Origin of the sequence: Pseudomonas nabeulensis (genome assembly GCF_004682045.1) — a bacterium.
Classification (GTDB): Bacteria; Pseudomonadota; Gammaproteobacteria; order Pseudomonadales; family Pseudomonadaceae; genus Aquipseudomonas; species Aquipseudomonas nabeulensis.
In genome coordinates, this window is record NZ_QUZT01000036.1 from 45,678 (window position 1) to 70,864 (window position 25,187).

At 62.2% G+C, this 25,187-nt stretch carries 19 protein-coding genes; 13 read left to right on the forward strand and 6 right to left on the reverse strand.

Annotated elements, in window-relative coordinates; genetic code table 11:
* The 10 genes from DYL61_RS18855 to DYL61_RS18900 are packed head-to-tail and all read left to right on the forward strand — an operon-like array spanning position 1 to position 12,457.
* A complete protein-coding gene (locus DYL61_RS18855; protein WP_135309565.1) occupies positions 1-912 on the forward strand; it encodes a glycosyltransferase family 2 protein in 912 nt (303 codons plus the stop codon).
* Positions 913-941: 29 nt separating this feature from the next.
* Positions 942-1,718, forward strand: a complete 777-nt coding sequence (locus DYL61_RS18860; RefSeq protein ID WP_135309583.1) for a polysaccharide biosynthesis/export family protein — start codon at positions 942-944, stop codon at positions 1,716-1,718.
* Between the two features lie 14 nt (positions 1,719-1,732).
* Positions 1,733-3,724 (forward strand): GumC family protein, encoded by a 1,992-nt coding sequence (locus DYL61_RS18865; protein WP_135309566.1) that lies wholly within the window; start codon positions 1,733-1,735, stop codon positions 3,722-3,724.
* Positions 3,724-4,914 carry a glycosyltransferase gene (locus DYL61_RS18870; RefSeq protein WP_135309567.1) on the forward strand — a complete coding sequence of 397 codons (1,191 nt, stop codon included), beginning with the start codon at positions 3,724-3,726 and terminating at the stop codon, positions 4,912-4,914. Before DYL61_RS18865 ends, DYL61_RS18870 begins: the two co-directional genes overlap by 1 nt.
* Complete coding sequence (locus DYL61_RS18875; protein WP_135309568.1) at positions 4,904-6,232, forward strand: GH39 family glycosyl hydrolase; 1,329 nt, start codon at positions 4,904-4,906, stop codon at positions 6,230-6,232. The genes DYL61_RS18870 and DYL61_RS18875 overlap by 11 nt, the downstream gene beginning before the upstream one ends.
* An 8-nt stretch (positions 6,233-6,240) precedes the next feature.
* A complete protein-coding gene (locus tag DYL61_RS18880; protein ID WP_135309569.1) occupies positions 6,241-7,458 on the forward strand; it encodes a glycosyltransferase family 4 protein in 1,218 nt (405 codons plus the stop codon).
* On the forward strand, positions 7,449-8,552 hold the full coding sequence (locus tag DYL61_RS18885) for a glycosyltransferase family 4 protein (RefSeq protein ID WP_135309570.1): 1,104 nt from the start codon (positions 7,449-7,451) through the stop codon (positions 8,550-8,552). Before DYL61_RS18880 ends, DYL61_RS18885 begins: the two co-directional genes overlap by 10 nt.
* The gene (locus DYL61_RS18890) at positions 8,549-9,982 is read left to right on the forward strand and encodes an O-antigen ligase family protein (RefSeq protein WP_420825078.1); all 1,434 of its coding nucleotides are present in this window, start codon (positions 8,549-8,551) and stop codon (positions 9,980-9,982) included. The genes DYL61_RS18885 and DYL61_RS18890 overlap by 4 nt, the downstream gene beginning before the upstream one ends.
* Positions 9,982-11,391 (forward strand): murein biosynthesis integral membrane protein MurJ, encoded by a 1,410-nt coding sequence (murJ, locus tag DYL61_RS18895; protein WP_135309571.1) that lies wholly within the window; start codon positions 9,982-9,984, stop codon positions 11,389-11,391. The genes DYL61_RS18890 and murJ overlap by 1 nt, the downstream gene beginning before the upstream one ends.
* 43 nt (positions 11,392-11,434) lie before the next feature.
* Positions 11,435-12,457 carry an acyltransferase family protein gene (locus DYL61_RS18900; RefSeq protein WP_193559449.1) on the forward strand — a complete coding sequence of 341 codons (1,023 nt, stop codon included), beginning with the start codon at positions 11,435-11,437 and terminating at the stop codon, positions 12,455-12,457.
* Between the two features lie 1,002 nt (positions 12,458-13,459).
* On the opposite strand, the gene DYL61_RS18905 is transcribed toward DYL61_RS18900, so the two are convergent.
* The 3 genes from DYL61_RS18905 to DYL61_RS18915 all read right to left on the reverse strand — a co-directional run bounded on the left by DYL61_RS18905 (position 13,460) and on the right by DYL61_RS18915 (position 17,212).
* Positions 13,460-14,032, reverse strand: coding sequence for a DUF4174 domain-containing protein (locus DYL61_RS18905; protein WP_135309573.1), 573 nt, complete (start codon positions 14,030-14,032; stop codon positions 13,460-13,462).
* Positions 14,033-14,197: 165 nt separating this feature from the next.
* Positions 14,198-14,830, reverse strand: coding sequence for a glutathione S-transferase N-terminal domain-containing protein (locus DYL61_RS18910; protein WP_135309574.1), 633 nt, complete (start codon positions 14,828-14,830; stop codon positions 14,198-14,200).
* Between the two features lie 24 nt (positions 14,831-14,854).
* A complete protein-coding gene (locus DYL61_RS18915; RefSeq protein WP_135309575.1) occupies positions 14,855-17,212 on the reverse strand; it encodes a DNA polymerase II in 2,358 nt (785 codons plus the stop codon).
* A 200-nt stretch (positions 17,213-17,412) separates the two neighbouring features.
* On the opposite strand from DYL61_RS18915, the gene DYL61_RS18920 reads away from it, so the two are divergent.
* A complete protein-coding gene (locus DYL61_RS18920; protein WP_135309576.1) occupies positions 17,413-19,644 on the forward strand; it encodes a TonB-dependent receptor in 2,232 nt (743 codons plus the stop codon).
* 42 nt (positions 19,645-19,686) lie between these two features.
* On the opposite strand, the gene DYL61_RS18925 is transcribed toward DYL61_RS18920, so the two are convergent.
* On the reverse strand, positions 19,687-20,154 hold the full coding sequence (locus DYL61_RS18925; RefSeq protein WP_135309577.1) for an SRPBCC family protein: 468 nt from the start codon (positions 20,152-20,154) through the stop codon (positions 19,687-19,689).
* Between the two features lie 141 nt (positions 20,155-20,295).
* Here DYL61_RS18925 and DYL61_RS18930 point away from each other — a divergent pair, with 141 nt between their 5' ends.
* On the forward strand, positions 20,296-20,697 hold the full coding sequence (locus tag DYL61_RS18930) for a GFA family protein (RefSeq protein ID WP_135309578.1): 402 nt from the start codon (positions 20,296-20,298) through the stop codon (positions 20,695-20,697).
* A gap of 1 nt (position 20,698) precedes the next feature.
* Here DYL61_RS18930 and mrdA read toward each other — a convergent pair whose 3' ends face one another.
* Both mrdA and DYL61_RS18940 read right to left on the reverse strand, forming a co-directional pair.
* Complete coding sequence (gene mrdA, locus DYL61_RS18935) at positions 20,699-22,591, reverse strand: penicillin-binding protein 2 (RefSeq protein WP_135309579.1); 1,893 nt, start codon at positions 22,589-22,591, stop codon at positions 20,699-20,701.
* Positions 22,592-22,725: 134 nt separating this feature from the next.
* Positions 22,726-24,141, reverse strand: coding sequence for an aldehyde dehydrogenase family protein (locus DYL61_RS18940; RefSeq protein WP_135309580.1), 1,416 nt, complete (start codon positions 24,139-24,141; stop codon positions 22,726-22,728).
* Positions 24,142-24,243: 102 nt separating this feature from the next.
* Between DYL61_RS18940 and DYL61_RS18945 the strand changes: the two genes are divergently transcribed.
* The gene (locus DYL61_RS18945; RefSeq protein WP_135309581.1) at positions 24,244-25,134 is read left to right on the forward strand and encodes a LysR family transcriptional regulator; all 891 of its coding nucleotides are present in this window, start codon (positions 24,244-24,246) and stop codon (positions 25,132-25,134) included.
* The last annotated feature ends 53 nt before the right edge of the window (positions 25,135-25,187 follow it).

Here is a 25,187-nt window from a genome sequence, read left to right on the forward strand (position 1 = left end):
ATGCGCACAGCCTTGATCATCCCGACCCGCAACGCATCCGGCCACCTGGACCGTTTGCTGCCGGCGCTGAAAATGCAAACCCTGCAACCGGACGAGATGCTGGTGGTAGACAGCGCCTCCAGCGATGACACCGTGGCACGCTTTCGCGAGTTTGGGGCGCGGGTCGAGGTGATCGATGCCCGCGATTTCAACCACGGCGGCACGCGGCGCTGGGCCAGCCAACAGGTGGGTGGCGATGCATTGATCGTGATGACCCAGGACGCGATCCCCGCCACCCCGGAGACCTTCGCCAACCTGCTCGATGAACTGCAACAGGACCCGCTCAACGGCGTGGCCTACGGTCGCCAATTGCCCCACCCCGACGCGGGTGTGTTGGGCGCGCAGTCACGTCACTTCAACTACCCGGAACACAGCCGCAGCAAAAGCCTGGCCGACGCGCCGGAGTTGGGGATCAAGACCTGTTTCAGCTCGGACTCGTTTTCCGTGTACCGCCGCAGCGCCCTGGAAGCGGTGGGCGGTTTTCCCCAGGACGTGATCGGCAGCGAAGATGCCTACGTGGCCGCCCGCCTGCTGCTGGAAGGCTACAAGGTGCGCTACGCCGCCACGGCGCTGGTGCACCACTCCCACGATTACACGCTGATGGATGAGTTTCACCGCTACTTCGACATTGGCGTGTTCTACGGCCGCGAGCCGTGGATCCGGCAAGCCTTTGGCGACGCAGGCGGCGAAGGCAAGCGCTATGTGCTGGCCGAACTCGCCGCCCTGCGCAAGGCCGGTGCCTTGCATCGCGTGCCCGAGGTACTGGTGCGCAGCGCGTTCAAATTGTTCGGTTACCGCCTGGGGCATCTGGAGCGGCGCCTGCCGCTGTCCCTCAAGCGGCGCATCAGTATGTTTCCCGGTTATTGGAGGTGAGCAGCATGACCTACAGGAAGTCCCCCTTGATCAAACCCACCCTGCTCGCCTTGGCCATGCTGGCCCTGGCCGCCTGCAACACCCCGGCGCGCATCGCGCCGCCGGACAGCAAGACCGTCGAAGAGGGCAAGCGCGCCCTCGACCAGTTGGCGCAATTGCCACCGGTGGTGGAGCGCATCCGTATCGGCGACCAGTTGCGTATCGTGCGCGACGCCGGCGAGATGCCCACGCTGTCGGCGTTCAACGTCAGCACCATCTATGAGCTGACGCTGTACACGGTGCAGAACGACGGCAAGATCAACTACCCGTTCCTGGGCCCGATCCAGGTGGCGCGGCGCACGCCCTCGGAAGTCGCCGCCGAGCTGACCAAGAGCCTGGCGCCGGTGTACCGCGAGCCACGGGTGACGGTGAACATCAACCAGGCGCCGAGCAATTCGGTGATCGTCGGCGGCGCGGTGAACAACCCGTCGGCGGTGCAGATTGCCACGGCCAATACGCTGGAGCAGGCGATTGTCGGTGCGGGCGGGGTCAACCCGTCTGGCGACGCCAGCATGGTCGCGCTGTTGCGCGAAGACGCCCAAGGCGCCTACCACGCCTACTTCCTGGATTTCAGCCAGTACCTCAAGACCGGCCCCAACGGGCGCAAGCAAGTGCCGTTGCAACGCGGTGACGTGGTGTTCGTGCCCAAGTCCAACGTTGGCGAGCGCATCCAAGGGGTGGATACCTACTTGAACCAACTCATTCCGTTCACCAAGTCCATCGGGGTTGGCTACAACTACACCCGTACCAGCGGCGGCAATAACTAAAGGAGCGACATCCCATGATCGAGATCCGTTCTTTTCGTGATCTGCTGCGTTTGTTCTTCATCTTCCGGCGTGAGTTCAGGCTGGCGGCGATTGCGGCGCTGGTGATTATCTTGCTGGGAGCTTTTTTGCTGCCGGCCAAGTATGAATCCACCGCACGTTTGCTGGTCAAACCGGGGCGCGACTCGACGCTGCCCATCGAGATCAGCAACCGCCAGGCGCTGGTGATGCCCAGCACCCAGCGTGATCCGATTGTCGATGAAGAACGCCTGCTGACGGGCCGCCCGATTGTGCGCACGGTGGCTGAGCATTACCTGGAACTGATCGAAAACGCACCGCCGCCGGAGGGTTTCTGGAAGCGCACCAAGCACTACGTCAAAGCAGGCGTGGGCGGGGTGTTTGACGGTATTCGCGTGGTACTCGAATCGGTCGGCATCGTGGAAAAAACCACCCCGGTGGAGCGCCTGGCCGCGAGTTTGGAGAAGAGCTTTGAAGTGAGCCACGCCGCCGGCTCCACGGTGATGGACATCAGCTTCACCTGGGGCGACCCGGAGATTGCCCAGGCGGTGGTCAAGGATTGGGTCGAAACCTACGTCAACGAACGCACTCAAGCCTTGGGCCGCAAAAGCCTCTACGCCTTCTATGAAGGCCAGGTGAATAACAGCGCCAACGAGATCAAGAGCTACAAGCAACAGATCCTCACGCACTTGAACGAGATCGGCGCGGCGAGCATCACCGACCGCCTGGAAGATTTGTCCGAGCGCATCAACGTGCTGCGCGGCGAGACGTTCAACACCACGCGCTTGATCGCCTCGTCCGACAGCGCCATCGCCAGTACCCGCGATCAGCTCAAGACCCAGCCCAAGGAAGTCACCACGGTGCGCCAGATCGCACTGAACCCGCAGCAACAAGACTTGCGTCGCCTGCTCAACCAGAAATTCCTGGAGAAGGCCGACATGATGCGCACCTACACGGATAACGCACCGCCGGTCAAAGCCCTGGATGCGTCGATCCGTGCCATGCAGGCCCAGGTGGCGAGTGAAAGCAACACCGTGCAGGCCTCGGAGAACCGTGCGCCGAACACCCTGGAAATCCACTTGCAGCGCGTGCTGCTGGATGAGACCAGCAACAATCTGGCGCTGCGTACCCAGCTTGTGCAGCAGCAGAAACAACTGGTGAACCTCGAGGGCCAACGCAAGCAAGCCCTGGAGATCGAGCCGGAGCTGGCGCGCCTGTCCCGCGAACTGAACGCCACCGAGCGCAACTACACGCTGTACGTGGACAACCTGGAAAAATCGCGCATCGACCGTGCGTTGGATGACAGCCAGATCAGCAACATCGCGGTGATCGAAGAAGCCACCCTGAACCCTGGGCGCATCTTCCCGAAAACCCTGGTGATGCTGCTGTTGGCAGTTCCGTTTGCCATCGTCGTCGGCCTGCTGGTGATCTACCTGTGTTACCTGCTGGACCAGCGCATTCACGACGGCGGCCTGGTGGAGCGCAAGTTCGGCCTGCCCTTGTGGACCACCCTGCCGGAACTGGACACCACCACCGCGCAGAGTACCAACGCGTTCCACGCCAGCATTTATCGGCTGTACAGTCTGCTCAAGCCCGACCGTATCACCGAACAAGGCCTGACCCTCGGGCTGACCTCTGCGCGGCACGGCGAAGGCGTGACCTTTGTGGTGGACCAGTTGCGCACGCTGCTGCTGGAAAACGGCGTGAACGTGCGGGTCGGTGGCGAGGCTCCGGCGGAACCTGGCGAAGTGGTGCTGCTGGATGCCTCGGCGTTGCTGGCCAACCGCGAAGCGTTTGTGACCCTGCGCCGCGCCGACCTGATCGCCCTGGTGGTGGAAGCACGCAAAAGCACGGTGCCGGTGGTGGAACATGCGCTGTCGATCCTCAACACCGCGTTCGGCAAGGTGGACGGCATCATCATTAACCGACGCAAGCTCGAAGTGCCGAGCAAAGTGCTGCAGACCATCAACAAGTACCGGGGAGCGTTCTGATGCGTATCGCCCTGCTCGCCCCGCTGCCACCGGAAAAAAACGGCATCGCCGACTACGCGAACCATTTCCGCACGGCGCTGGAACAGCTCGGCGTAACCGTGGTGACACCGCTGGCCGGCGTGGCGGGCAACAGCGCGGCGATCCAGCAGGCAGTGAATGGGTTCGACTGGCCGACCGTGGACCTGGTGCATGCCGAGCTGGGCGGCGGGCGCCTGGGGGAATTCCTGGCCCTGCGTGAACTGCGCAAGGTTTACCCGCAGTTGCCGCTGACCGCCACCGTGCACGATCCCGAGCGCATCGTGTGGCGCCGCGAACAGTTGCCGTTTCCGCTGAACCTGCTGGAACGCCTGCCCAGCCCATTGCCCCAGGCGGCGGTGGTGCTGGCCGATCCGCTGACCTTGCGCGAGGAACGCCAGGTCGCCAACGGCCTGACCCGGCTGATCACCCTCACCCGCCTGGGTGCCGATTGCCTGAGCCAGCGCATGCACTTGCCGGCCGGCAAAGTGGCGGTGATCAACCACGCCAACCTGGCGATTGCCCCGGTGCCGCTGCCCTCCCTCGACACCCTGCGCTTGTTGTATTTCGGCTTTATCTACCGCGGCAAAGGCATCGAGGATCTGGTGCAGGCGCTGGCGAATGTGTTCGAACAAGCGCCTGAATTGCGCGGCCGAGTACGCCTGACCCTGGCTGGCGGCACGGCGGCGGAAATGGCGTTTGGCGCGGGCGGCAATTACCTGGAGCAACTCAACAGCCAGATTGCCGCGCTGGGCCTGACCGATGCCATCGACTGGCGCCTGAACCTGCCGGCGGATGAAATCGCACAAACGATCCAGGCCCACCATGTGATGGTGCTGCCGTACCGCGAATCGAAAAAACTCGGCCTGCTGGGGCGCCAGCGCGGCACCAGCGGCGCACTGTCCTGGGCAGCGGCGTGTGGCCGTGGTGCGATCACCTCTGATGCGCGGGCGTTTGCCGAAGAAGTCGCCAGCGGCAACGGTGCTATCTATCCCGAAGGTGATGTGACGGCACTGGGCGAGCAGATTTTGCGCCTGGCGCGCACACCGCTGTTGGCACGGGATTGGGCCGAACGCGCCGGGGAAATCGGCCGCGAACGCTTGTGGCCGCTGACCGCGCAGAAATTCAAGCAACTCTTCGAACAGGCGATTGCGGGAGACACCTATGGCGCGTAGACCGGCGTTTCTTGCGACCCTGGCGGTGGTGGCCGTACTGGGCGTTACCGCCTTTTTGTGGGGGCGCCAGGCGGATGCCGAGAACCACGTGCTCAAGGGCAGCAAGGTGGTGGTGTGGAAGGATTTCCTGGGGGTGAACGCGCAGTTCCTGTGGTTCAGCCCCGAGCGTTACCAGTTGCAGATCAACCGCCTCAAGGATCTTGGGCTGGAGTGGGTGCGCCTGGATTTGCATTGGGATCAATTGGAGCCGGTGGAGAACCAGTACCAGGTGGCCACCCTGGATCAACTGGTGGGCAACTTGCAAAACAACCAGCTCAAATCGGTGTTTTACCTGGTGGGCTCGGCGCCCTTCGCCACCACGGCGCCGGCCGGTGCGCCGTACCAGGATCAATACCCGCCCAAGGACCCGAACGTGTTCGCCAACCGCATGGCGCTGTTGTCCCAGCGCTACCCCAGCGTTGATGCGTGGCAGGTGTGGAACGAGCCAAACCTGCTGGGCTTCTGGCGCCCGGTGGCCGACCCCGCCGGTTTCGCCGCGCTGTTGACCGCCACGGCGGGCGCCTTGCGGGGTGTGAATCCCAGCAAACCCGTTGTTGCTGCCGGCATGGCCTTTTTCAGTGAAATGCCCAACGGCCAGACCATGTTCGACGCCCTCGGCGCCCTGGGTGTGGCCAGCCTGAACACGGTGATTTCCTATCACCCCTACACCCAATTGCCCGAGGGCAACGACCCGGCCAACCTGGACTTTATCGCCAAGACCACCGCGCTCAACCAGGCCCTGCGCAATGGCGGCGTGCAAACCCTGTGGAGCACCGAGTGGGGCTGGTCGACCTACCCTGGCCCCAAGGACGCCCAGGACATCATCACCCAGCAAGGCCAGGCCGATTACATCGTGCGGCGCCTGGCGCTGATGAGTGCGATGGATTTCGACCGGATCTTCCTGTTCACCTTGAGCGACCTCGACCAGCGCGCCAGCGTGCGTGACCAGTTCTACGGCTTGCTCGACATCGACGCCAACCCCAAGCCGGCGTACACCGCGTTGAAAAACTTCCTCGATGTCAGTGGGCCGCAACTCACCCCTGGCGATCCACCGGTGGCCGACCAATTGCCCGACGGCCTGTTCAGCATCGGTTGGACCCGCGCCGACGGTAAAAAACTCTGGTTCTTCTGGTCCGCCGAGGGCGGCAACGCCCACGTACCCGGACTGGCCAGCGCCACCCTGTACGACCCGCTGCGCAGCACCCAAACCCCGCTCAGCGGCAGCGACGGGCTGACGGTGCCGGTGAAACCGAACCTGCAAATCCTGCTATGGGAGTAGCGCCTGCCATGCGCATTTTATGGGTCCTGCCCTACTCGCCCTGGCCCGCCACCAGCGGCGGCAAGACGCGCCAGTTTCATTTGTTGCGCAGCCTGGCCGCGCGCGGGCATCGCATCACTTTGCTGCTGCATGACAAACAGTCGGTGGCCGCGGCCGACCGCCAGGTGCTGGAGGGGTTTCTCGAGCAAGTCATCATCCTGCCGCGCCGCCCGTTGCGCAGTGTTAAAACCCTGTTGGCCGGGTTGTTTGCGCCCTATCCGCTGTTGGCCAGTGTGAACGGTCTTTCGGGCCCCTTGCAGGACACCTTCAACCAATTGCTCAGTGAGCCGTGGGACGTGGTGCAGATCGAACACACCTACACCTTCCAGCCTTATGAAGAGGTGCTGAGGCGAAAATCCCAACCGTTTGTGCTGACCGAACACAACGTCGAATCCGCCCTGGGCGCGGCGACCTACGACCGTTTGCCGGGCTGGGCGCTGCCGTTCATTCGCTACGACCAGTGGCGCTATGCGCGCTGGGAACGTCGAGTGATGCGCCAGGCCGCGCAAGTCGTGGCGGTGACCGACAGCGATGCGCAAGTACTGGCAACCATCGCCGGTAAACCGGTGCCGGTGGTGGTCAATGGGGTGGACTGTGATCACTTTGCGGCGGCCCGTCCCGACCCGTCGGCGCGCCGTGTGCTGTTCCTCGGCAACTACGAGTACGCACCGAATGTGGACGCCATTGAATGGGCGCTGGATGAGATTTTGCCCAGGGTCTGGGAACGCTGCCCGGACGCCCGCATGAGTGTGTGCGGCTTCGGCATGCCGGGCAGTTGGCGTGAACGCTGGAAAGACCCGCGGATCGAGTGGCAAGGCTTTGTGCCGAACCTGCTGGCGCTGCAATCGAGCAGTTCGGTGTTTCTCGCGCCGCTGCGCCATGGTGGCGGTTCCAAGTTGAAAGTACTCGAAGCCCTGGCCGCCGGCCTGCCACTGGCGAGTACCGAGCAAGGCGTGTCGGGCCTGGACTTGGTGGAAGGCCTGGACTATCTCGGTGGCCAAACCGCCGCGAGCCTGGCGGATTCGGTGGTGCGCCTGCTGCAATTCCCCGACGCCGCCGCGCCCATGGGCGAAGCCGGCCGCGCCTATGTGCGTCGCGCCCATGACTGGAGCGTGGCCGCCAGCCAGTTGGAACAGGTGTATGCGCGCCTGGCGCCACTCAACCAACAGGAGCCCGCATGCGTATAGGCCTGGATTACCGCACCGTCGGCACCTCGCCGCAATCGGGGATCAGCCGCCAGGTGTACGCGCTGGAGGCAGGCCTGCGGACCTTGCCCGACGTCGAACTTGAGCGCTTTACCGTGGCGCCCCTGGGCGATCAAACCCGCTTGCAGGCCCATTGCCCGGCGTGGGGTTGCGCCAAGACCGCGATGCACCAGCCGCAGAATCGCTTGCGTTTCGAGGCTGGTTTTTTGCCGCGTGCGTTGCGCGAGCAGCATATCGACCTGTACATCAGCACCTTCAATATGGGCCTGCCGTTGCCGCCCAAGCCCAAGGGTTTGCGCACGGTGGTGCTGCTGCATGACCTGTTCCAGATCACCTTGAACAACTACCACGCCAACCGTTTGAAGGCGTTCGTCTACAAGACCTGTGATCGCCTGTCGATTGCCTATGCGGTGCACAGCGCCGACCGGGTGTGGACGCCGTCGCAATACAGCGCCGATGAAACGGCGCGGCTGTTTCCCAAGGCGGCGGGCAAGATTCGTGTGTTGCCCAATCAGGTGGACGGGTTTATCGAACTGGCAGCGGACATCAGCGCACGCCAGTTGCCCGAGCGCTATTGGTTGCTGGTGGGTACTCGTGAGCTGCGTAAGAACGTGCCGTTTCTGGTGGACGCCTGGCGGCAAGCGCGCAGCCAGTCCGTTGAAGTACCGGAGTTAGTGCTGGTGGGCAGCCTGGAGCATTTGCCCGAAGCCCAGCGTACGTTGCCGGGGATTCGTGCACTCAGTGGCGTGTCGGATGCTGAACTGCACGCGTTGTATCGCCAGGCCTCGCGCCTGTGGCAGCCGTCCTATGCCGAAGGGTTTGGCTTGCCGGTGATCGAAGCCCTGAGCGTGGGCACGCCGGTGGCGGTGGCTAGCGGCACCTCGCTGGATGAAATCACCCCGCCGTCGGCACCGCGTTTCTCCCCCACGGATGGCGCGGCACTGGTGCAGTTGATGCTCGGCTTGAGCGCTGGAGGCGATGAAGAATCACCCGAGCAACGGCGTCAATGGGCAGCGCGTTTCAATCAGCACGCCTACCGCCAACGCCTGGCCGAATTGATCGAGGAGTTGAAGTGAGAGTGAATCTGACCAGCCTCGTCGCGATTCTGTTCGGCCTGCTGTTTGGTGCGCTGGCCCTGCTGCTGTCACCGGCCAAAGCGTTTCTTGCGGTGATCGGGCTGGCGGGCGCGGTGACCATCCTGCGTTTTCCGCTCTGGGGCTTGTTGCTGTTTGCCGGCATGGCGACGTTCATGCCGTATTCAACGGTCAACCTCGGTATCCGCACCACCGTGAGCGAGGCGATCCTGGCGCTGACCTGGGGCGCCGTGGTGTGGCACCGGTTTTTGTCGCGTTTGCACGACGGGCCCGCTTTTGCGCGGCGCCCTACCGACCAGATGCTGCTGTGGCTGATGCTGTTCAGTGTGTTCCCGTTTGTCGTCGGCCAGGTCATCACCCACGCCGACAGCAGTGGCGTGGCCAACTGGCTGCGCTGGTTGCTCAACCTGTCTGGGGTGTTCCTCGCCGCGCAATTGCTGGTGGATCACAAGCAGCGTGAGTCCCTGGTGGTCGCCCTGCTGCTCGGCACCCTGGCGATGCTGGTGCTGTCGATCGGGGTGTTTGTGTACACCCGCTCGGGCGCGGGCATTGCGCCGATCCTGGGGTTGTTCAACTACGCCAACTTCGAGACCTTGAAGTTCGGCCTGGAAGCCATGTCCCCGCGCATGGGCTCGCCCTGGACCCACCCGAATGCCATCGGCGGGATCATGGCGTTGCTGCTGCCGTTGGCGTTCTGCTACGGCATGACCGAGCAAGGCTGGAAACGCGCACTGGGCCTGGGCGTGGCATGCCTGGGGGCGGCGGCGTTGCTGTTGGCCAGTAGCCGTGGCGCCATGGTCAGCCTGGCGTTGGTGTTGTTGTGGCTGGCTTCGCGCCGCGTGCCGTATACCGGGCGCCTGCTGATGATCGGCGCAGCGCTGACGGTGGCGCTGGTAATAGCGTATCCGCCATTGCAGGAGCGCTTGGCGACGATTTTTTCGTCGGACAACGCCAGTACCGAGGTGCGCTTCGACGAGTACCGTATGTTCCCGCAGGCTGTGGCGGCGTACCCGTTCGGCATCGGCTTCAAGGTCGACCCGCCGGTGCCAGGCACCCATCTGCTGGGGATTTCCAACCTGTGGCTGAACTACATCTACAAGATCGGCATTCTCGGCATGCTGCTGTTTGTCGCGGTCACTGTGCGCTGGTGGCGTGAGGCGCGCCCGGAGAGTGGCCCGATCCGCCTGACCAAGGACAACGCACTGTGGCTGGGGACTACGGCGGGCATTCTGTCGGCGCTGGTCAGCGGTTTGTTCGACCACTATTTCAGCTTTGCCGTGGTGATGGTGGCGCTGTTCTGGTTGATGGTGGGGATCAATGTGCTGGAGGCGCGGCGCTTGTTCCCGGCGCGTCTGCCGCAGGTCAAGCGCGTGGATGTGGCTGAACCGCTGCCTGATGGCGTGCCGCACTGATGCTCGGCTCTGCCGCTTGGCTGACCGTGGCGACCCTGCTCGGCCTGTGCCTGGGCTTTGCGCGGGAATGGTTGCTGGTGGCGGCCTGGGGCGCGGGGGAGCGCAGCGATGCATTCCTGATCGCGCTGTTTCTGCCGGAGGCGCTGCGCATGTCATTGGCCGGCGGCGTATTGAGCGCGGCGGCGTTGCCGCTGTACCTGGCCCGCAAGGACGGCGAGCGGCTGGACTGGCTGGCGGTGTTGTTTCCGGCGTTGATGCTGATCGCGCTGGTCACCAGCCTGTTGCTGACCCTGTTGGCGCCGTGGCTGGTGCAGTTGCTCGGGCCGGGGTTGGCGACCAGTGCCACCGCACTTGCGGGCAGCAATTTGCAAATCGTCGCCTGGTGCGTGCCGGGCCTGATGCTGCATGCGCTGTTCAGCATTCCCTTGCAAGCCAGCGAGCGCTTTGTGCTGGCGGGGCTGGGCTCGTTGCTGTTCAACCTGCCGCCGGTGGCTTACCTCGCCCTCGCGGGCACGGCGACTCAGCCTCACTCGCTGGCCCTGGCCTGTTTGGCCGGCAGCCTGTTGATGCCGCTGGCGATGTTGCCGGCGGTGTGGCGCCAGGGCTGGCGGCCGTGGCGCTGGCAGCTTTCGTTTGCACCGTTGCGGGAGCTGGGCCAACGCATCGGTCCGCTGTTGTTGAGCAATGGCGCCAGCCAAGGGTTGGCGTTGATCGAGCGGCTGGTGGCGTCGTTGCTGGGGGAAGGCGCGGTGACCTGGGTCAACCTGGCGCGCAAGCTGATGAACCTGCCGTTGATTGCATTGATGAGTCTTAACCAAGTGCTGCTGGGCATGATGAGCCGCCGCCAGGGCGATGAGCGCCTGGCCCTGCTCAAGCGCGGCCTGGAAACCGCCAGCGTGCTGACCCTGCCCGCCGGTGTCGGCCTGGTGGCGGCAGCGCCAAGCCTGGTGGCGTTGCTGCTGCCCAAACAATCGGCGGATTCGCCGCTGCCGCTGTTGCTGGCCTGGTTTGCCGTGCCGCTGGTGTTCGGTGCCTGGAACGCGTTGCTGGCCCGTTATGCCTACGCCGCTGGCGACACGCGCCAGCCGTTGCGTTGCGAGCTGCTCGGCAGCCTGGTGAATGTCGTGCTGCTGGGCGCCCTGCCCTTTGTGTTCGGCCTGGCCGGCATCCCCTTGGCCGCACTGGCCGGGGTGATCTGCACCGCGTTGTTGCTGATGCAGCGCCAGGCCCTACTCGACGCCCTGCCCTGGGCGCGGCAATGGCTGCTCAGTGCGGTGCTGATGGGCCTGGCGGCGCTGGTGCTGTTTCGTATTGAAGGCGTGTGGCTGCAGCTGGGGCTGAGCACCCTGGCCGGCGCCGGGGTGTTGCTGGGGATGGGGTTGTGGCTCAAGCCATGGCGCAAGGCATGAATGATCGACGGGGAACGCACAGGTGAAAAATCGCTGGATTCAAATGGATATCGCCAAAGGCATCGGCATCCTGGTGATCGTGTATGCCCACAGTTGGTTCGTGGCCACGTCCCGGGAGCTGATGTACCCGATCCTGGCGTCATTTGTGCTGCCGTTGTTCTTCTTCCTGTCCGGCGTGCTGTTCAAGCCGGAGCAACCCTTCGGCGAGATGGCGATACGCAAGGCCGACGGTCTGCTCAAGCCGTTTTTCTTCACCATGCTGGTCTACGTAATCGTGCGCGACGTGCTGCGCGGCCAGCCACTGCTGCCGGATATCGGCGGCGTGCTGTACGCCTCGGTGGACACCATCCCGTGGCAGGCGATGTGGTTCTTGCCGCATTTCTGGGTGGTGATCCTGTTCAGTTGGGCGGTATTGCGCCTGATCCAACGCCTGCCGTTGGCGGTGAACTGCGCGCTGATGGCGGTGATGCTGGTGATCGGCACCTGGATACTGCCGCTGTTCTGGCAATTGCCGGTGGCGATTGACGGGCAAACCTGGGTACTGCCGGGGCTGCCGTTCAGCGCGGATATCACCCTGATCAGCAGTGCCTGTTTCGTCCTGGGCTACCTGCTGCGGGACTGGTTGCGGCGGCATGAAGGCTCACTGCTGACACTGATGATTTCGGCGGTATTGTTCGCGGCCGTATTCCTTTGGCGAGGCGACACCATGGACCTGGCGCAACGGCGCTATGACCACTGGTTATGGACCAGCCTGCTGGCGGTGATTGGCGTGTATGTGTGCTGGGCGCTGGCGCGGGTGGTCAGGGTATCGGAACTGCTGACGCGGGCGATGACCTACATTGGCCAGTCGACCCTGATCCTGCTGATCTTCCATGGGGAGATCCAGCACAAGACGTTTGATTTGATGGAGCGCCTGGGATTGCATGCCTTCCTGGCCGCATGCCTAGGGTTGGTGGTGGCGGTGGTGGTGCCGTTGTTGATCGGCGAAGTGATCAAGCGGGTGGCGTTCTTGCGGTTCTTCTACTTTCCGTTTCCGGTGCGCAAGCAGTCTAAAGAACAACATTGAAACACTGTGGGAGGGGGCTTGCCCCCGATAGCGGTGTGACAGTCATGTAGATGCCGGCTGACACACCGCTATCGGCGGCAAGCCACCTCCCACATTTTGCTCTGTGCCAGGCCGGGAAATTGAAGACACCATCGTTCCCCGGTGGGAGGGGCGGTGCGACGACTCGACTTGCCCCCGATGACGGTGTGTCAGTCATGTAGATGTTGGCTGATACACCGCTATCGGCGGCAAGCCACCTCCCACATTTTGCTCTGTGTCAGGCCGGGAGATTGATGACACCATCATTCCCCGGTGGGAGGGGGCTTGCCCCGATGACGGTGTGTCAGTCATGTAGATGTTGGCTGACACACCGCTATCGGTGGCAAGCCACCTCCCACATTTTGCTCTGTGCCAGGCCGGGAAATTGAAGACACCATCGTTCCCCGGTGGGAGGGGGCTTGCCCCCGATGAGGGTGTGTCAGTCATGTAGATGTTGGCTGATACACCGCTATCGGCGGCAAGCCACCTCCCACATTTTGCTCTGTGCCAGGCCGGGAAATTGAAGACACCATCGTTCCCCGGTGGGAGGGGGCTTGCCCCCGATGAGGGTGTGTCAGTCATGTAGATGTTGGCTGACACACCGCTATCGGCGGCAAGCCACCTCCCACATTTTGCTCTGTGTCAGGCCGGGAGATTGAAGACACCATCATTCACCTGTGGGAGGGGGCTTGCCCCCGATGATGGTGTGTCAGTCATGTAGATGTTGGCTGATACACCGCTATCGGCGGCAAGCCACCTCCCACATTTTGCTCTGTGTCAGGACGGGAAATTGAAGACACCATCGTTCCCCGGTGGGAGGGGCGGTGCGACGATTCGACTTGCCCCCGATGAGGGTGTGTCAGTCATGTAGATGTTGGCTGATACACCGCTATCGGCGGCAAGCCACCTCCCACATTTTGCTCTGTGTCAGGCCGGAAGATTGAAGACACCATCATTCCCCTCCCACAATTGGACAGGTGTGTTTTAGTCGTCAAGCTGCTGGGCGGGGTGTTTGCCGGCCTTGGCCGGTTTGGCGCCCTTGGCCGGTGCGGCCGCAGCCGGTTCAGGCTCGGCGGGCGCGGCGGTTTCTTTTTCGGCCATGGGCATGGCGTCGATGGCGCTGAAGAATTCTTTCAAGTCGAGGGTATCCGGCGGCACGGTCTTCTCGACTTTCTTCTCGCCATCCTTACCCACCAGGATCACCTTGGTACCACTGCCGGCACCGAGCTTGAGGGCGCGGATCAGTGCGTTGGTTTCTGGCGGGGTGAGCTTCTTCGCGTCCTTGGGGTCCTTGGCGAATTTCTCGCCTTCGGCACCGATGCTGCCGAACGACACGGTGTAGAACACCATGTTGCGTTCTTCAAAAGACTGCTTGGTGGCAGGGTCTTCCAGTTGCTTCTTCAAGGTGGCCAGCGTGGGGTTGCCGGAGTCGAGTTCCACCACCACCAGCGGACGGGCTTTGCCCAGGTCCTGCTTGAGTGGATTGATATCATCCGCGGCCAACAGCGGCCCCGTAAAAGCCATCAAGGTAGCCAGGGTCAGCGACCGGATGAGCATGCGCACCTCCTTCTAATTCCATGCAGGGTTCTTGAGTTTCATGTCTGCGACAGTCAAATTCAAGGATGATTCCTACACAACTTTAAGAAAGCGTAGGTCAGGACGCCCGCTACGCAAGGGCTTGGATGGGGTTGGCGGTGATTGTTTCCACTGATTGCGGAAACATCATGAGACGTTCCACGCCGGCCAATGCCGCGCAAACACGGGGGCTACGAGGGGGTCGGCATCGACCTGCGCCAGGGTCTGCGCAAAGCCTGGCGCCAGCCCGTTCAACGCCTCACGCGCCTCGTCCCAACGCGACACCGCCGCCGCCATGATGCCCAGCGCATTCGGCGCACCGCTTGGGGCAAACAGCTGCTCGGCGAACTGATCGGCGAACACCACCCAGGCCTGGTGCAGGTAGCGCCGGGTGCCGGTGACCAATTGCACCTGCACGGTTTCATTGACGTTGCCCAGCCAGCGTTGCGGGTAGTCAATGATGCCGATGGCCGAGTAGCAATTGGCGGCGACGTACACCAGGCCACGCAGGATCTGCGCACGGTTGCCGGCTAGCAAATCCGAGTCGGGAAACTCCAGGCCGAGGTGGATAAGGATCGCGGCGCTTTCGGTGAGCACCTGCCCATCGGGGGTCAGCAGCGTGGGCACTTGTTTGAGCGGGTTGAAGCGCGCCAGCTCGTCACTGCCCTCGCCCTCGGCCCATGAGGCCGCATCGACCCGCCGCCACGGCACCGCACACCGCTGCAAGGCGATTTCGATCATGCAGGAGCCGGATTCGTCGATGCCGTAGAGTGTGTACATGGGGCGATCCTCCTATCACAACGTTTAAAACAAACCCATTTGCCCACCGACCAGCGTGCTGAAGTCGTCATCCACAAACGGCAGGATTGCATCGGCCACCGGTTGCAATTGCCGAGTGACGTAATGATCGTAGTCGATGGGCGCCTGGCGCACCTCCAGCGGTTCCGGACCGTTGACGCTGATCACGTAGCTGATCCAGCCACCGCGCTGGTATTGGCGCGGGCGACCGAGGCGGTCGTTGTAGTCGTCGGCCAGGCGTGCGGCGCGCACGTGGGGCGGTACGTTGCGTTCATAGTCGTCCAGGCGGCGGCGCAGGCGCTTGCGGTAAATCAGCAGTTCGTCGAACTCGCCGCTCAGGGTGCGGCGCACGTAGTCGCGGATATAGTCCTGGTGCGGTTGGCGATGGAAGATGCGCTGATAGAGTTCCTGCTGGAAACGGCGAGCCAGGGGTGACCAGTCGCTGCGGACGGTCTCCAGGCCTTTGTAGACCATTTCTTCAGTGCCATCGCTGCGCGTCACCAACCCTGCGTAGCGCTTTTTGCTGCCCTCCTCCGCACCGCGAATGGTGGGCATCAGGAAGCGGCTGAAATGGGTTTCGTATTGCAGCTCCAGCGCGCTTTGCAGGCCGAATTCGCTGTGCAGGTGCGCGCGCCACCAGTCGTTGACGTGCTGCACCAACGCCCGGCCGATGCGGCTGGCGTCCTCCTGGGAATGTGCGCCGCCGAGCCAGACGAAGGTGGAGTCGGTGTCGCCGTAGATCACCTCATACCCTTGTGCCTCAACCAGTGCGCGGGTCTGGCGCATGATCTGGTGGCCACGCATGGTGATGGACGAAGCCAGCCGCGTATCGAAGAAGCGGCAACCGCTGGAACCCAGCACGCCGTAGAACGCGTTCATGATGATTTTCAACGCTTGGGACAGTGGCGCGTTGTGTTCGCGCTTGGCCTCTTCGCGGCCTTCGGAAACCCGCGCAACGATGGACGGCAAACAGTGCCGGGTGCGGGAGAACCGGGCGCCGCGAAAACCTTCTACCGAGTCACTGTCATCCGGATGCTTGAGGCCTTCGATCAGGCCCACCGGGTCGATCAGGAAGCTGCGGATGATCGACGGATAAAGGCTTTTGTAATCCAGCACCAGCACCGATTCGTAGAGGCCGGGACGTGAATCCATCACAAACCCGCCGGGGCTGGCCTGTGGCGGTTTGTCTCCCAGGTTCGGTGCGACGAAGCCCTGGCGGTGCATCAGCGGCATGTACAAATGAGTAAATGCGGCGACGGAGCCACCGTTGCGGTCCGCCGGCAGGCCGGTAACGCTGGCTCGTTCCAGCAGGAACTTGAGCAGCTCGGTCTTGGCGAAAATCCGCGTGACCAGCTCGCAGTCCTTGAGGTTATAGCGCGCCAGGGCGGGCTTGTCCTCGGCGAACATGCGGTTGATTTCGTCCATGCGCTGGTACGGTGTGGAGATGTCCTTGCCTTCACCCAGCAGGGTTTGTGCGACGTTTTCCAGGCTGAAGGATTCGAAGCTCCACGTGGCCGAACGCAGCGCTTCGATGCCATCGATGATCAGCCGCCCCGCCGCTGCTGCAAAGTAATGGCTGCGGCTGCCGTGTTCGCGCCAGGCCATGGGCTCGGCGCCACGCCCGAGCAACAGCGGTACGTTGAGGCGCTGGGCATGTTCGTGCAGTACGCGCAGGTCGAATTGCACCAGGTTCCAACCGATGATCGCGTCGGGGTCATGGGTGGCGATCCACTGGTTGAGGCGTTCGAGCAGTTGGGCGCGGGTGTCGCAGTAGTCGAGCTTGAAGTCGACGGCATCGGATTTGTTCGGCGGGCCAAGCATGTACACCTGGCGCTCGCCGCAGCCTTCAAGGGCGATGGAATACAGGTCGCCCTGGGCGGTGGTCTCGATGTCGAGGGACACCAGCTTCAGCGGCGGGCGGTACTCGGGCGCGGGTTTCATCTGCGCGTCCACCAGCGTGCCGTCGGCCTCCGGCGTGCCGCCGAACCACACGGGGGCGGTGATGAAGCGTTCCATCATGTAGCGTTCCGGCGGGCGCACGTCGCCTTCGTACACATCCACACCGGCAGCACGCAGGCGTTTTTCCACGTCCATCAACTGGCGGTGCTGGCGGGTGTAGAGGCCCAGGACCGGGCGGTGATGGAAGTCGCAGAGCTGCAACGGGCGCAATTCGATCTCGCGCTCGCCCTTGAGCAGCCAGTCCAGCGGCTTGCGATGGGCCTCGGGGATAAACACCACGGACGTCTGCATGGGGAGGCGGATAAATCGGGGGCCATGGTCCGTCGCCAGCCAGAAGCTGACCTCCGAGCCCAACGGCGTGTCGCGCCAATGCCGGGTCAGGACAAAACCCTGCTGTAAATCCACCGTACCGCACCTCTGGAATCGCTTTCAGGGCGTGATTCTACTCGGCATCGGCCCAAACGCAGCACGTTAACGCGCACGCAGACTGCCACCTTACAAAATTGTTGCAAAATGTTAATAACAATTACTATCATTCGCGCCGGAGTCGTATCCGCGCAGCGAGGACGCGCAACGTTGTTGCCCTATTCCTCACTGGATCGATCATGCCCCTCATTCCATTCGCCGTGCCGTTTCGCCCGACGCTGCTCGCCCTTTGCTGCTCCCTGAGCCTTGCCGCTCACGCCGCTGCCCCAGTCACTGCGCAGGATGCGAACAACCGTCAGGACGACAACACACTGGAATTGGGTGCCACCAACATCAACGCCGAGGCGCCTGCGCCGAACGCCCTGCCCCCGGTGTATGCCGGCGGCCAAGTGGCGCGCGGCGGCCAGTTGGGCGTGCTGGGCAACCAGGACATCATGGACGTGCCGTTCAGCATGTCTTCCTACACCGAGAAACTGATCCGCGACCAGCAGGCCGAAACCGTCGGCGATGTGCTGCTCAACGACTCGTCCGTCCGCCAGGCCTCGGGTTATGCCAACCAGTCCCAGGCCTTCGTGATTCGTGGCCTGCCGCTCAATGGCGACGATATTTCCCTCAACGGTTTGTACGGCATCTTGCCGCGCCAGTTGATGTCCACCGACGCGCTGGAGCGGGTTGAGGTGTTCAAGGGCCCCAACGCCTTTATCAACGGCGTGACGCCAGGCGGATCAGGCATCGGCGGCGGTGTGAACCTGCAACCCAAGCGCGCCGACGATGTGCCGTTGCGTCGTTTCAGCACCGATATCAGCAATGACGGCCGACTTGGCGAGCACCTGGACATCGGCCAGCGCTTCGGCGAAGACAACCGCTTTGGCGCACGGGTAAACCTTTCCCAGCGCGAAGGCGATACCGGCGTAGACGACGAAAACCAGCGCTCCAAGCTGTTTTCGGTGGGCCTGGATTATCGCGGCGATGCGCTGCGCTTGTCCGGCGACTTTGTGTACCAGAAGGAGCAGGTCAACGGCGGGCGTAACTCAGTGTTCCTCGGCAGCGGGCTGACCAGCATTCCCAAAGCCCCTTCCGCCGACACCAACTATGCCCCCAAGTGGGCCACCACCAGCCTCGAAGACACCTTCGGCATGCTGCGTGCCGAGTACGACCTGAATGACAACTGGACCGCGTACGTCGCAGGCGGCGCCAAGCACACCAATGAGATTGGCCGTTATTCGTCGACCACATTGAATGACAGCGCAGGCAACGCGACGGTGACCGGCTCGCGGATCGCCCACCAGGAAGACAACACCAGCCTGATGGCCGGCCTCAACGGCAAGTTCCAGACCGGCGCGATCAGCCACAAGTTGAACGTCGGGTTGACGGGTATCTGGACCCAGGCGCGCAACGCTTACGACTTTGCCTCTGGCAGCAGCGCGACGAACATCTACAACCCGGTCGACGTGGCCGAACCGGCCAAGGGCGGCTCCACCGGCGGCAGCGACTTGAACAACCCGGGCATCACCGCCAAGACCTTCGCCCGCAGCGCGGCGGTGTCGGACACCTTCGGCTTTATGGATGACCGCTTGCTGTTCACCGCCGGCCTGCGTCGCCAGGAATTGGTGGTGCAGGGCTATGCCTATGGCACCGGTGAGCGCACGGCCAATTACGCCAAAGGCATCACCACGCCGGTGTACGGCCTGGTATTCAAGCCGTGGGACCATGTGTCGTTCTATGCCAACCACATTGAAGGCTTGGCGTCGGGGCCGACGGCGCCGACAACCTTTGGCGGCGCAAGCGTGACCAACAAAAACCAGACCTATGCACCTGCTCGCTCGAAGCAGACCGAAGCCGGGGTCAAGGTGGATATGGGCAGCTACGGCGCAACGCTGGGTGTGTACCGTATTGAGCAACCGACCCAGGGTTATTCCGAGCTGAACTCGGACGGCACCGCGACCTTTGTGTTCCAGGGCGAGCAAGTCAACAAGGGCGTGGAGCTGAACGTGTTCGGTGAGCCAGTCCCAGGCCTGCGTCTGCTGGGCGGCGCGACGGTTATCCATACCGAAGTCAGCGGCACTTCCGGCGGCACCAACGACGGCAACCGCGCGGTCGGCGTGCCAACGTTCCAACTCAACGCTGGCGTGGACTGGGATGTGCCGGGCCTGCAAGGCGTGAGCGTCAACGGACGCATGCTGCGCACCGGTGGCCAGTACGCCGATGCGGCCAACACCCTGAGCCTACCGACCTGGAACCGCTTCGACGTGGGTGCGCGCTACAACTTCAAGGTGGCTCAGCGCGACGTCACCCTGGGCGCTACCGTGGAGAACGTCGCCAACACCAAGTACTGGGAATCGGCGTTGGGTGGCTACCTGACCCAGGGCGATCCGCGTGTGGCCAAGCTGTCGGCCACGGTGGACTTCTAAGCCGATGTGAAAAACGGGCATCCGTGATGATGCCCGTTTGGGTCAAGCCTGGCGGGCCTGGCTCAGGTAGGTTTCGATATTGCCCATCTGCTCATCCCAGCCACGGGAATTCATTTTGAAGGCTTTCTGCCGCCGAGCCTCGGGCACTGCGTCAAAGCCGGACTCGACCACCCGCAGCAAAATGCCTGGCGCACGATCCTCAAGGGTGAACTCCACCAGCGTCGGGGTTTCCTGGTCGTAGTCGACGCCCTCCTCCACCGCAAAGGGATGCCACCAGAAAGAGAACAGCGTTTGCGGCAGGATGCGTTCGATCCTGGCTTTCCAGATCACATGTTCGTAGCCCGGATAAGTGATCGGCGCTTCAATTGCCTCCCCCGCTGTGAAGGTTTTGCCCTTGAGGGCGATGCCAAACCAGTTGCCGAATTGCTCGGCGTCGGTCAGCGCTTCCCAGACCTGTTTACGTGGAACGTTGAGCAGGACTTTTCGTTCTATGCGATCCAATACGTGCATAAGTCACCTCCTTCATTGAAGGTAGGCGACATCGAATAATGTGCAACCTTTTCGGTGGTGCGTAGGCCCTGCCGAGTATCAATGTGATGCGTCACCGCGCGGCGAAAGGTAAATTGTCCCCTCTTTTTGAGGTGATGCACTATGACTCAGCCGCTCCTTGGAAGTTGTGCCTGCAAGGCCGTGCAATATCAACTGGACGGCCTGGATATGCCCATCAGCCACTGTCATTGCCAAAGCTGCCGCAAGGTCCACGCGGCGGCGTTCGTTTCAACGGCGGGCGTGATGCGCGAACACTTTCGCTGGACCCAAGGCGAGGCGCTCTTATCGTCGTATGAATCTTCACCGGGCAAGTTCAGGCATTTCTGCTCCCGCTGCGGCTCACATCTGGTGGCCGAACGTTTGCATCAACCTCATGTGATTGTGCGAGTGGCGACGCTGGATGATGATCCGGGCGTCAGGCCCACTTCGCACATCTGGACATCCCACGACATACCCTGGCTTGCCTATGCAGACGTAGAGCAGTGGGACGAGTGGAAAGCCTGACTTAAACCTTTGGATCTCCAGGCGCCTTGGCCGGTGTGGCATATTGCGGCTTCAAATGACCTTCCTGGTCAAGCAACCAGGCGTCCATGATCTGCCGCACCACAGGGCCCGCGACACGACCACCCGCCTCGCCGTTTTCGATCATGACCGAGATCACGATTTTCGGATGCTCGGCTGGCGCGAAGCCAACGAACAGGGCGTTGTCGCGATGGCGCTCCAACGTCTTGTTACGGTCGTAGCGCTCGCCCTGTTTGATCGCCACCACCTGCGCGGTACCACTCTTGCCAGCAATGCGGTATTGCGCACCTTGCGCGGCGGCGCGGGCGATACCGCGCGGGTCGTGCATCACCAGTTGCATGCCGTGGTTGACCTGTTCCCAATCACGCGGGTCCTTGAGGACGACGTTGGGCATCGGGTTGTCGTCCACCGGCGGCACACCATTGATGGTCTTGGCCAGGTGCGGTCGGTTCCACACGCCTTTGTTGGCGATCAGCGCGGTGGCCTGGGCCAGTTGCAGCGGTGTGACCTGCATGTAGCCCTGGCCAATGCCGAGGATCACGGTTTCCCCGGGGAACCAGGGTTGGCGGCGGGTGGCGCGTTTCCAGGCCTGGGATGGCATCAGGCCGGCGGACTCTTCGAACATATCCAGCGAGACTTTCTGGCCGAGACCGAACTCGGCCAGGTAGTCGTGCAGGCGGTCGATGCCCAGCTTGTGGGCGAGGTCATAAAAGTAGGTGTCGTTGGAGCGCATGATGGCGGCGTCCATGTCTACCCAGCCGTCGCCACTGTGGTTCCAGTTGCGGTATTTGTGGTCAAAGTCTGGCAACTGGTAGTAACCGGGGTCGAACACGCGGGTTTGCGCGGTGACGACGCCACTGTCGAGGCCTGCGATGGCCACTTCGGGCTTGATCGTGGAACCTGGAGCGTAGAGGCCCCTGAGGACACGGTTGAACAGGGGCCGGTCGATGGAGTCATGCAGCGCAGCGTATTCCTTGAAGCTGATGCCGGTGACAAACAGGTTCGGGTCAAAACTTGGCTTGCTGACCATGGCCAGCACTTCACCGGTTTGCGGATCGAGGGCCACCACCGAACCACGGCGGTCGCCGAGGGCTTCCTCCGCCGCTTCCTGCAAGTGCACATCGAGGCTGAGTACGATGTTTTTGCCGGGGATCGGGTCGGTGTGCTTGAGCACCCGCAGCACGCGGCCCTGGGCGTTGGTCTCGACCTCTTCATAGCCGACATGGCCGTGCAGCTCGGACTCGTAGAAACGCTCGATACCGGTCTTGCCGATGGACTGGGTGCCACGGTACTCCACCGAATCGAGGGCCTTGGACTCTTTCTCGTTGATCCGCCCCACGTAACCGATGGAGTGGGCAAAATGCGCGCCCAGCGGGTAGTGGCGCACGAACTGCGGCTCAACGTCGACGCCTGGCAGGCGGAACTCGTTGACGGCCAGTACCGCGATCTGTTCTTCAGTCAGCTCGTAAAACAGTGTCACCGGGACGAAAGGATGGCGTGCCTGCTTCAGGGCCTTGTCGAAGACAGCGCGGTCTTCGGCAGGTAAATGCAGCAGATTGACGATGGCGTCCAACTCACCCTTGAGGTCGGTGGTGCGTTCGCGGGTGATGGTCAGGTTGTAGCTGGGGCGGTTATCCGCCAGTACCACACCGTTGCGGTCATAGATCAGGCCGCGTGTGGGTGTGATCGGAAGCACGTGAACGCGGTTGTTTTCGGAAATGGTGGAGTGGTAGTCGAACTGTACGACTTGCAGGAAGTACAGGCGCCCAACCAAGGCGCAGGTGATGCCGACGACCAACAGCGCGCAGGCGAGCAGGCGCTTGTTGACCAGGCGGTTTTCTTTTTCGTGATCCTTGATGGGTATCGCTTCAGGCATTTCTACAGCATCTCGTTGAAGAAGGTCGACGCCGCGTCCTGCGGAAAAAAGGCCATTCCCTGTGAAAATGTGCTGCACCATACCAAAAATGCAGAAACACTTTGCATCGATTTCCCCAACGGCATGCTGTTTTGTCAGGCGAGGACGGATTTGGGCTCCAGGAAGGCTTGCAGACCGAAGCTGCCGTATTCGCGGCCAATACCGGATTGCTTGAAGCCTCCGAAGGGTGCGCGGGGTTCGTGAGCCAGGGTGTTGATCAATACGCGACCGGCGTCGATCCGGGCTGCGAGCATGTGGGCTTTGGGCGCGTTGGAGGTAAGGATGTAGGCTTGGAGGCCGTAGGGCGTATCGTTGGCAATGGCCAAGGCTTCTGCCTCATCCTTGTAGGTGATGATCGAAAGCACCGGACCGAAGATTTCTTCGCGAGCGATGGTCATCTGATTGGTGACGCGGCTGAACACGGTAGGTTTGACGAACCAGCCCGCCTCGATGCCATCAGGCAGGCCAGGCCCTCCCACCAGCAGGTGAGCGCCCTCCTCCAGGCCGAACTGGATATAGCGCTGAACCCGCTGCCATTGCTTGAGGCTGACCATGGGACCAACGCGGGTGTTGGGGTCTTGGGGGGCGCCTGCACGAATAGTGGCGGCCTCCTTGATGACCAGCGCTTCGACTTCGGCCAGGCGGTGCTCGGGCACGAGAATGCGCGTGCCGGCAATACAGGCTTGGCCGCTGTTCATAAAGCCGGCTTGCAGGGCTATCGGGATGGCGGTGTTGAAGTCCGCATCATCGAGAATCAACACCGGGGACTTTCCACCCAACTCCAGCGTAATGCGTTTCAGGGTTTCAGCACCGGCGCGCAGGATGTGTTTACCCACGGCGGTAGAGCCCGTGAATGAGACTTTGGCGATATCGGGGTGTGTACTCAGAACAGCCCCTACGGTTTCGCCACGCCCCGTGACAATGTTGAAGACACCGGCAGGTAGCCCGGCTTGATGCAGTGCCCGTGTGACGATAGATGTTTGCAGGGCACTCATTTCGCTGGGTTTGATCACGGCCGTGCAACCCGCCGCGAGCGCAGCGGCGAGCTTGCCGCAGATGAAGCCTGCGTTGCTGTTCCAGGGGGTGATGAGACCGGCGACGCCCAGGGGTTGCAGGGTGACTTCGGCGATGCCGATAGACTGGGTGAACTCGTAGTCCTGTAGCACTTGCGCCATCTCCAAGAATACATTCGCGGCATGCCTGGCCATCCAGACCGCACGGGTGGTGGGTGCACCGTACTCTTTGATGATGGCTTCGGTAAGCTCTGTTTCAACGGATACGACCGCTGCGTGCATGCGTTTTAGGTAATCAATTCGCGTCGCTTTGGTGGTGTGCGAAAACTCAGGAAAGGCTTGCTTAGCCGCGCGAATAGCCTCCAACGCATCTTGCTCATCGGCCAATCGAACTTGGCCGAAGGGCTCGGCCGTCGTCGGGTTGAACAGGTCGAAAAGCTCATCCCCGTGGGGCGTGACAAATTGGCCGTTGATGTAGATCTGATTGATCTGTTGCATAGGGCCTCCGAAGGCACTCAGTTGGTGTGCCCTACGGTAAGCCACTATGATTGACCTGATAATCCATACAAAACCGCATGAGTTGATGAGTAATTCAGGACAATGAGCACATCTGGGCTGAATGAGTTGGAAGCGGTGTTGGCCGTGGCACGTCATAAGAGCTTCCGCGCGGCGGCGACGGAATTGAATGTGTCGACGTCGGCACTGAGCCATTCCATTGCCGGGCTGGAGGCGCGGATGGGGGTACGGCTGTTCAACCGTACGACTCGGAGTGTTTCGTTGTCGGAAGTGGGTGCTGAGTTTGTCAGCACGATTACCCCAGCCCTCTCGACCATTCGCATCGCACTTGAGCAAGCAGGCAACCGACAGGCAGTACCTACAGGAACCTTGCGGCTAAATACCTCATCAGGCGCCGCCAAGCAGGTGATGCCACTGTTGCTGGAGTACCTGCGTCGTTATCCGCAGATGAAGCTGGATATCGTCACTGAAGGGCGTTTGGTGGATATCGTCGCCCAGGGCTTTGATGCAGGAATCCGCTTGGGCGACAGCATTCCACAAGACATGATTGCGGTGGATATCAGCCCACGGCAGCGTTTTGCGGTAGTGGGCAGCCCTGCTTATTTCGCCAAACACCCCGCCCCGCTGAACCCGCTGGATTTGAACAACCATGAGTGCATTCGCTGCCGTATGCCAAGCGGCGCGATTTACCGATGGGAGTTCGAGCGGCACGGTGAGGCCATTGCTGTTGACGTGCAGGGCCCCATGACACTGGATAATCCGATCCTGATGCTTAAGGCGGCCCGGGCCGGGTTTGGGTTGGCCTATTTAACAGAATGGAATGCGGCTGCCGATCTGGCAGCGGGAACCCTGGTACGCGTTCTTGAAGAGTGGACACCATCGTTTGACAAGCTACGTCTTTATTATCCAGGACGGCGTCATGTGCCGGCGGGGCTGCGGGCTCTGATTGAGTTGATCAGGGAGGAAGGCTTTTAGTCGATGCGTCTGGTCGCTGACCATCAGGATAAAGTTGCGCAAACTTTTCTCGC

Bases quoted from the DNA above. Each gene is read 5' to 3' on its own strand.
- DYL61_RS18885 (WP_135309570.1), top strand. From the start codon at position 7,449: ATGCGTATAGGCCTGGATTACCGCACCGTCGGCACCTCGCCGCAATCG.
- DYL61_RS18940 (WP_135309580.1), bottom strand. From the start codon at position 24,141: ATGCAACAGATCAATCAGATCTACATCAACGGCCAATTTGTCACGCCC.
- DYL61_RS18855 (WP_135309565.1), top strand. From the start codon at position 1: ATGCGCACAGCCTTGATCATCCCGACCCGCAACGCATCCGGCCACCTG.
- murJ (WP_135309571.1), top strand. From the start codon at position 9,982: ATGCTCGGCTCTGCCGCTTGGCTGACCGTGGCGACCCTGCTCGGCCTG.
- DYL61_RS18925 (WP_135309577.1), bottom strand. From the start codon at position 20,154: ATGCACGTATTGGATCGCATAGAACGAAAAGTCCTGCTCAACGTTCCA.
- DYL61_RS18880 (WP_135309569.1), top strand. From the start codon at position 6,241: ATGCGCATTTTATGGGTCCTGCCCTACTCGCCCTGGCCCGCCACCAGC.
- DYL61_RS18920 (WP_135309576.1), top strand. From the start codon at position 17,413: ATGCCCCTCATTCCATTCGCCGTGCCGTTTCGCCCGACGCTGCTCGCC.
- DYL61_RS18875 (WP_135309568.1), top strand. From the start codon at position 4,904: ATGGCGCGTAGACCGGCGTTTCTTGCGACCCTGGCGGTGGTGGCCGTA.
- DYL61_RS18865 (WP_135309566.1), top strand. From the start codon at position 1,733: ATGATCGAGATCCGTTCTTTTCGTGATCTGCTGCGTTTGTTCTTCATC.
- DYL61_RS18930 (WP_135309578.1), top strand. From the start codon at position 20,296: ATGACTCAGCCGCTCCTTGGAAGTTGTGCCTGCAAGGCCGTGCAATAT.
- DYL61_RS18945 (WP_135309581.1), top strand. From the start codon at position 24,244: ATGAGCACATCTGGGCTGAATGAGTTGGAAGCGGTGTTGGCCGTGGCA.
- DYL61_RS18900 (WP_193559449.1), top strand. From the start codon at position 11,435: ATGGATATCGCCAAAGGCATCGGCATCCTGGTGATCGTGTATGCCCAC.
- DYL61_RS18905 (WP_135309573.1), bottom strand. From the start codon at position 14,032: ATGCTCATCCGGTCGCTGACCCTGGCTACCTTGATGGCTTTTACGGGG.
- mrdA (WP_135309579.1), bottom strand. From the start codon at position 22,591: ATGCCTGAAGCGATACCCATCAAGGATCACGAAAAAGAAAACCGCCTG.
- DYL61_RS18870 (WP_135309567.1), top strand. From the start codon at position 3,724: ATGCGTATCGCCCTGCTCGCCCCGCTGCCACCGGAAAAAAACGGCATC.
- DYL61_RS18910 (WP_135309574.1), bottom strand. From the start codon at position 14,830: ATGTACACACTCTACGGCATCGACGAATCCGGCTCCTGCATGATCGAA.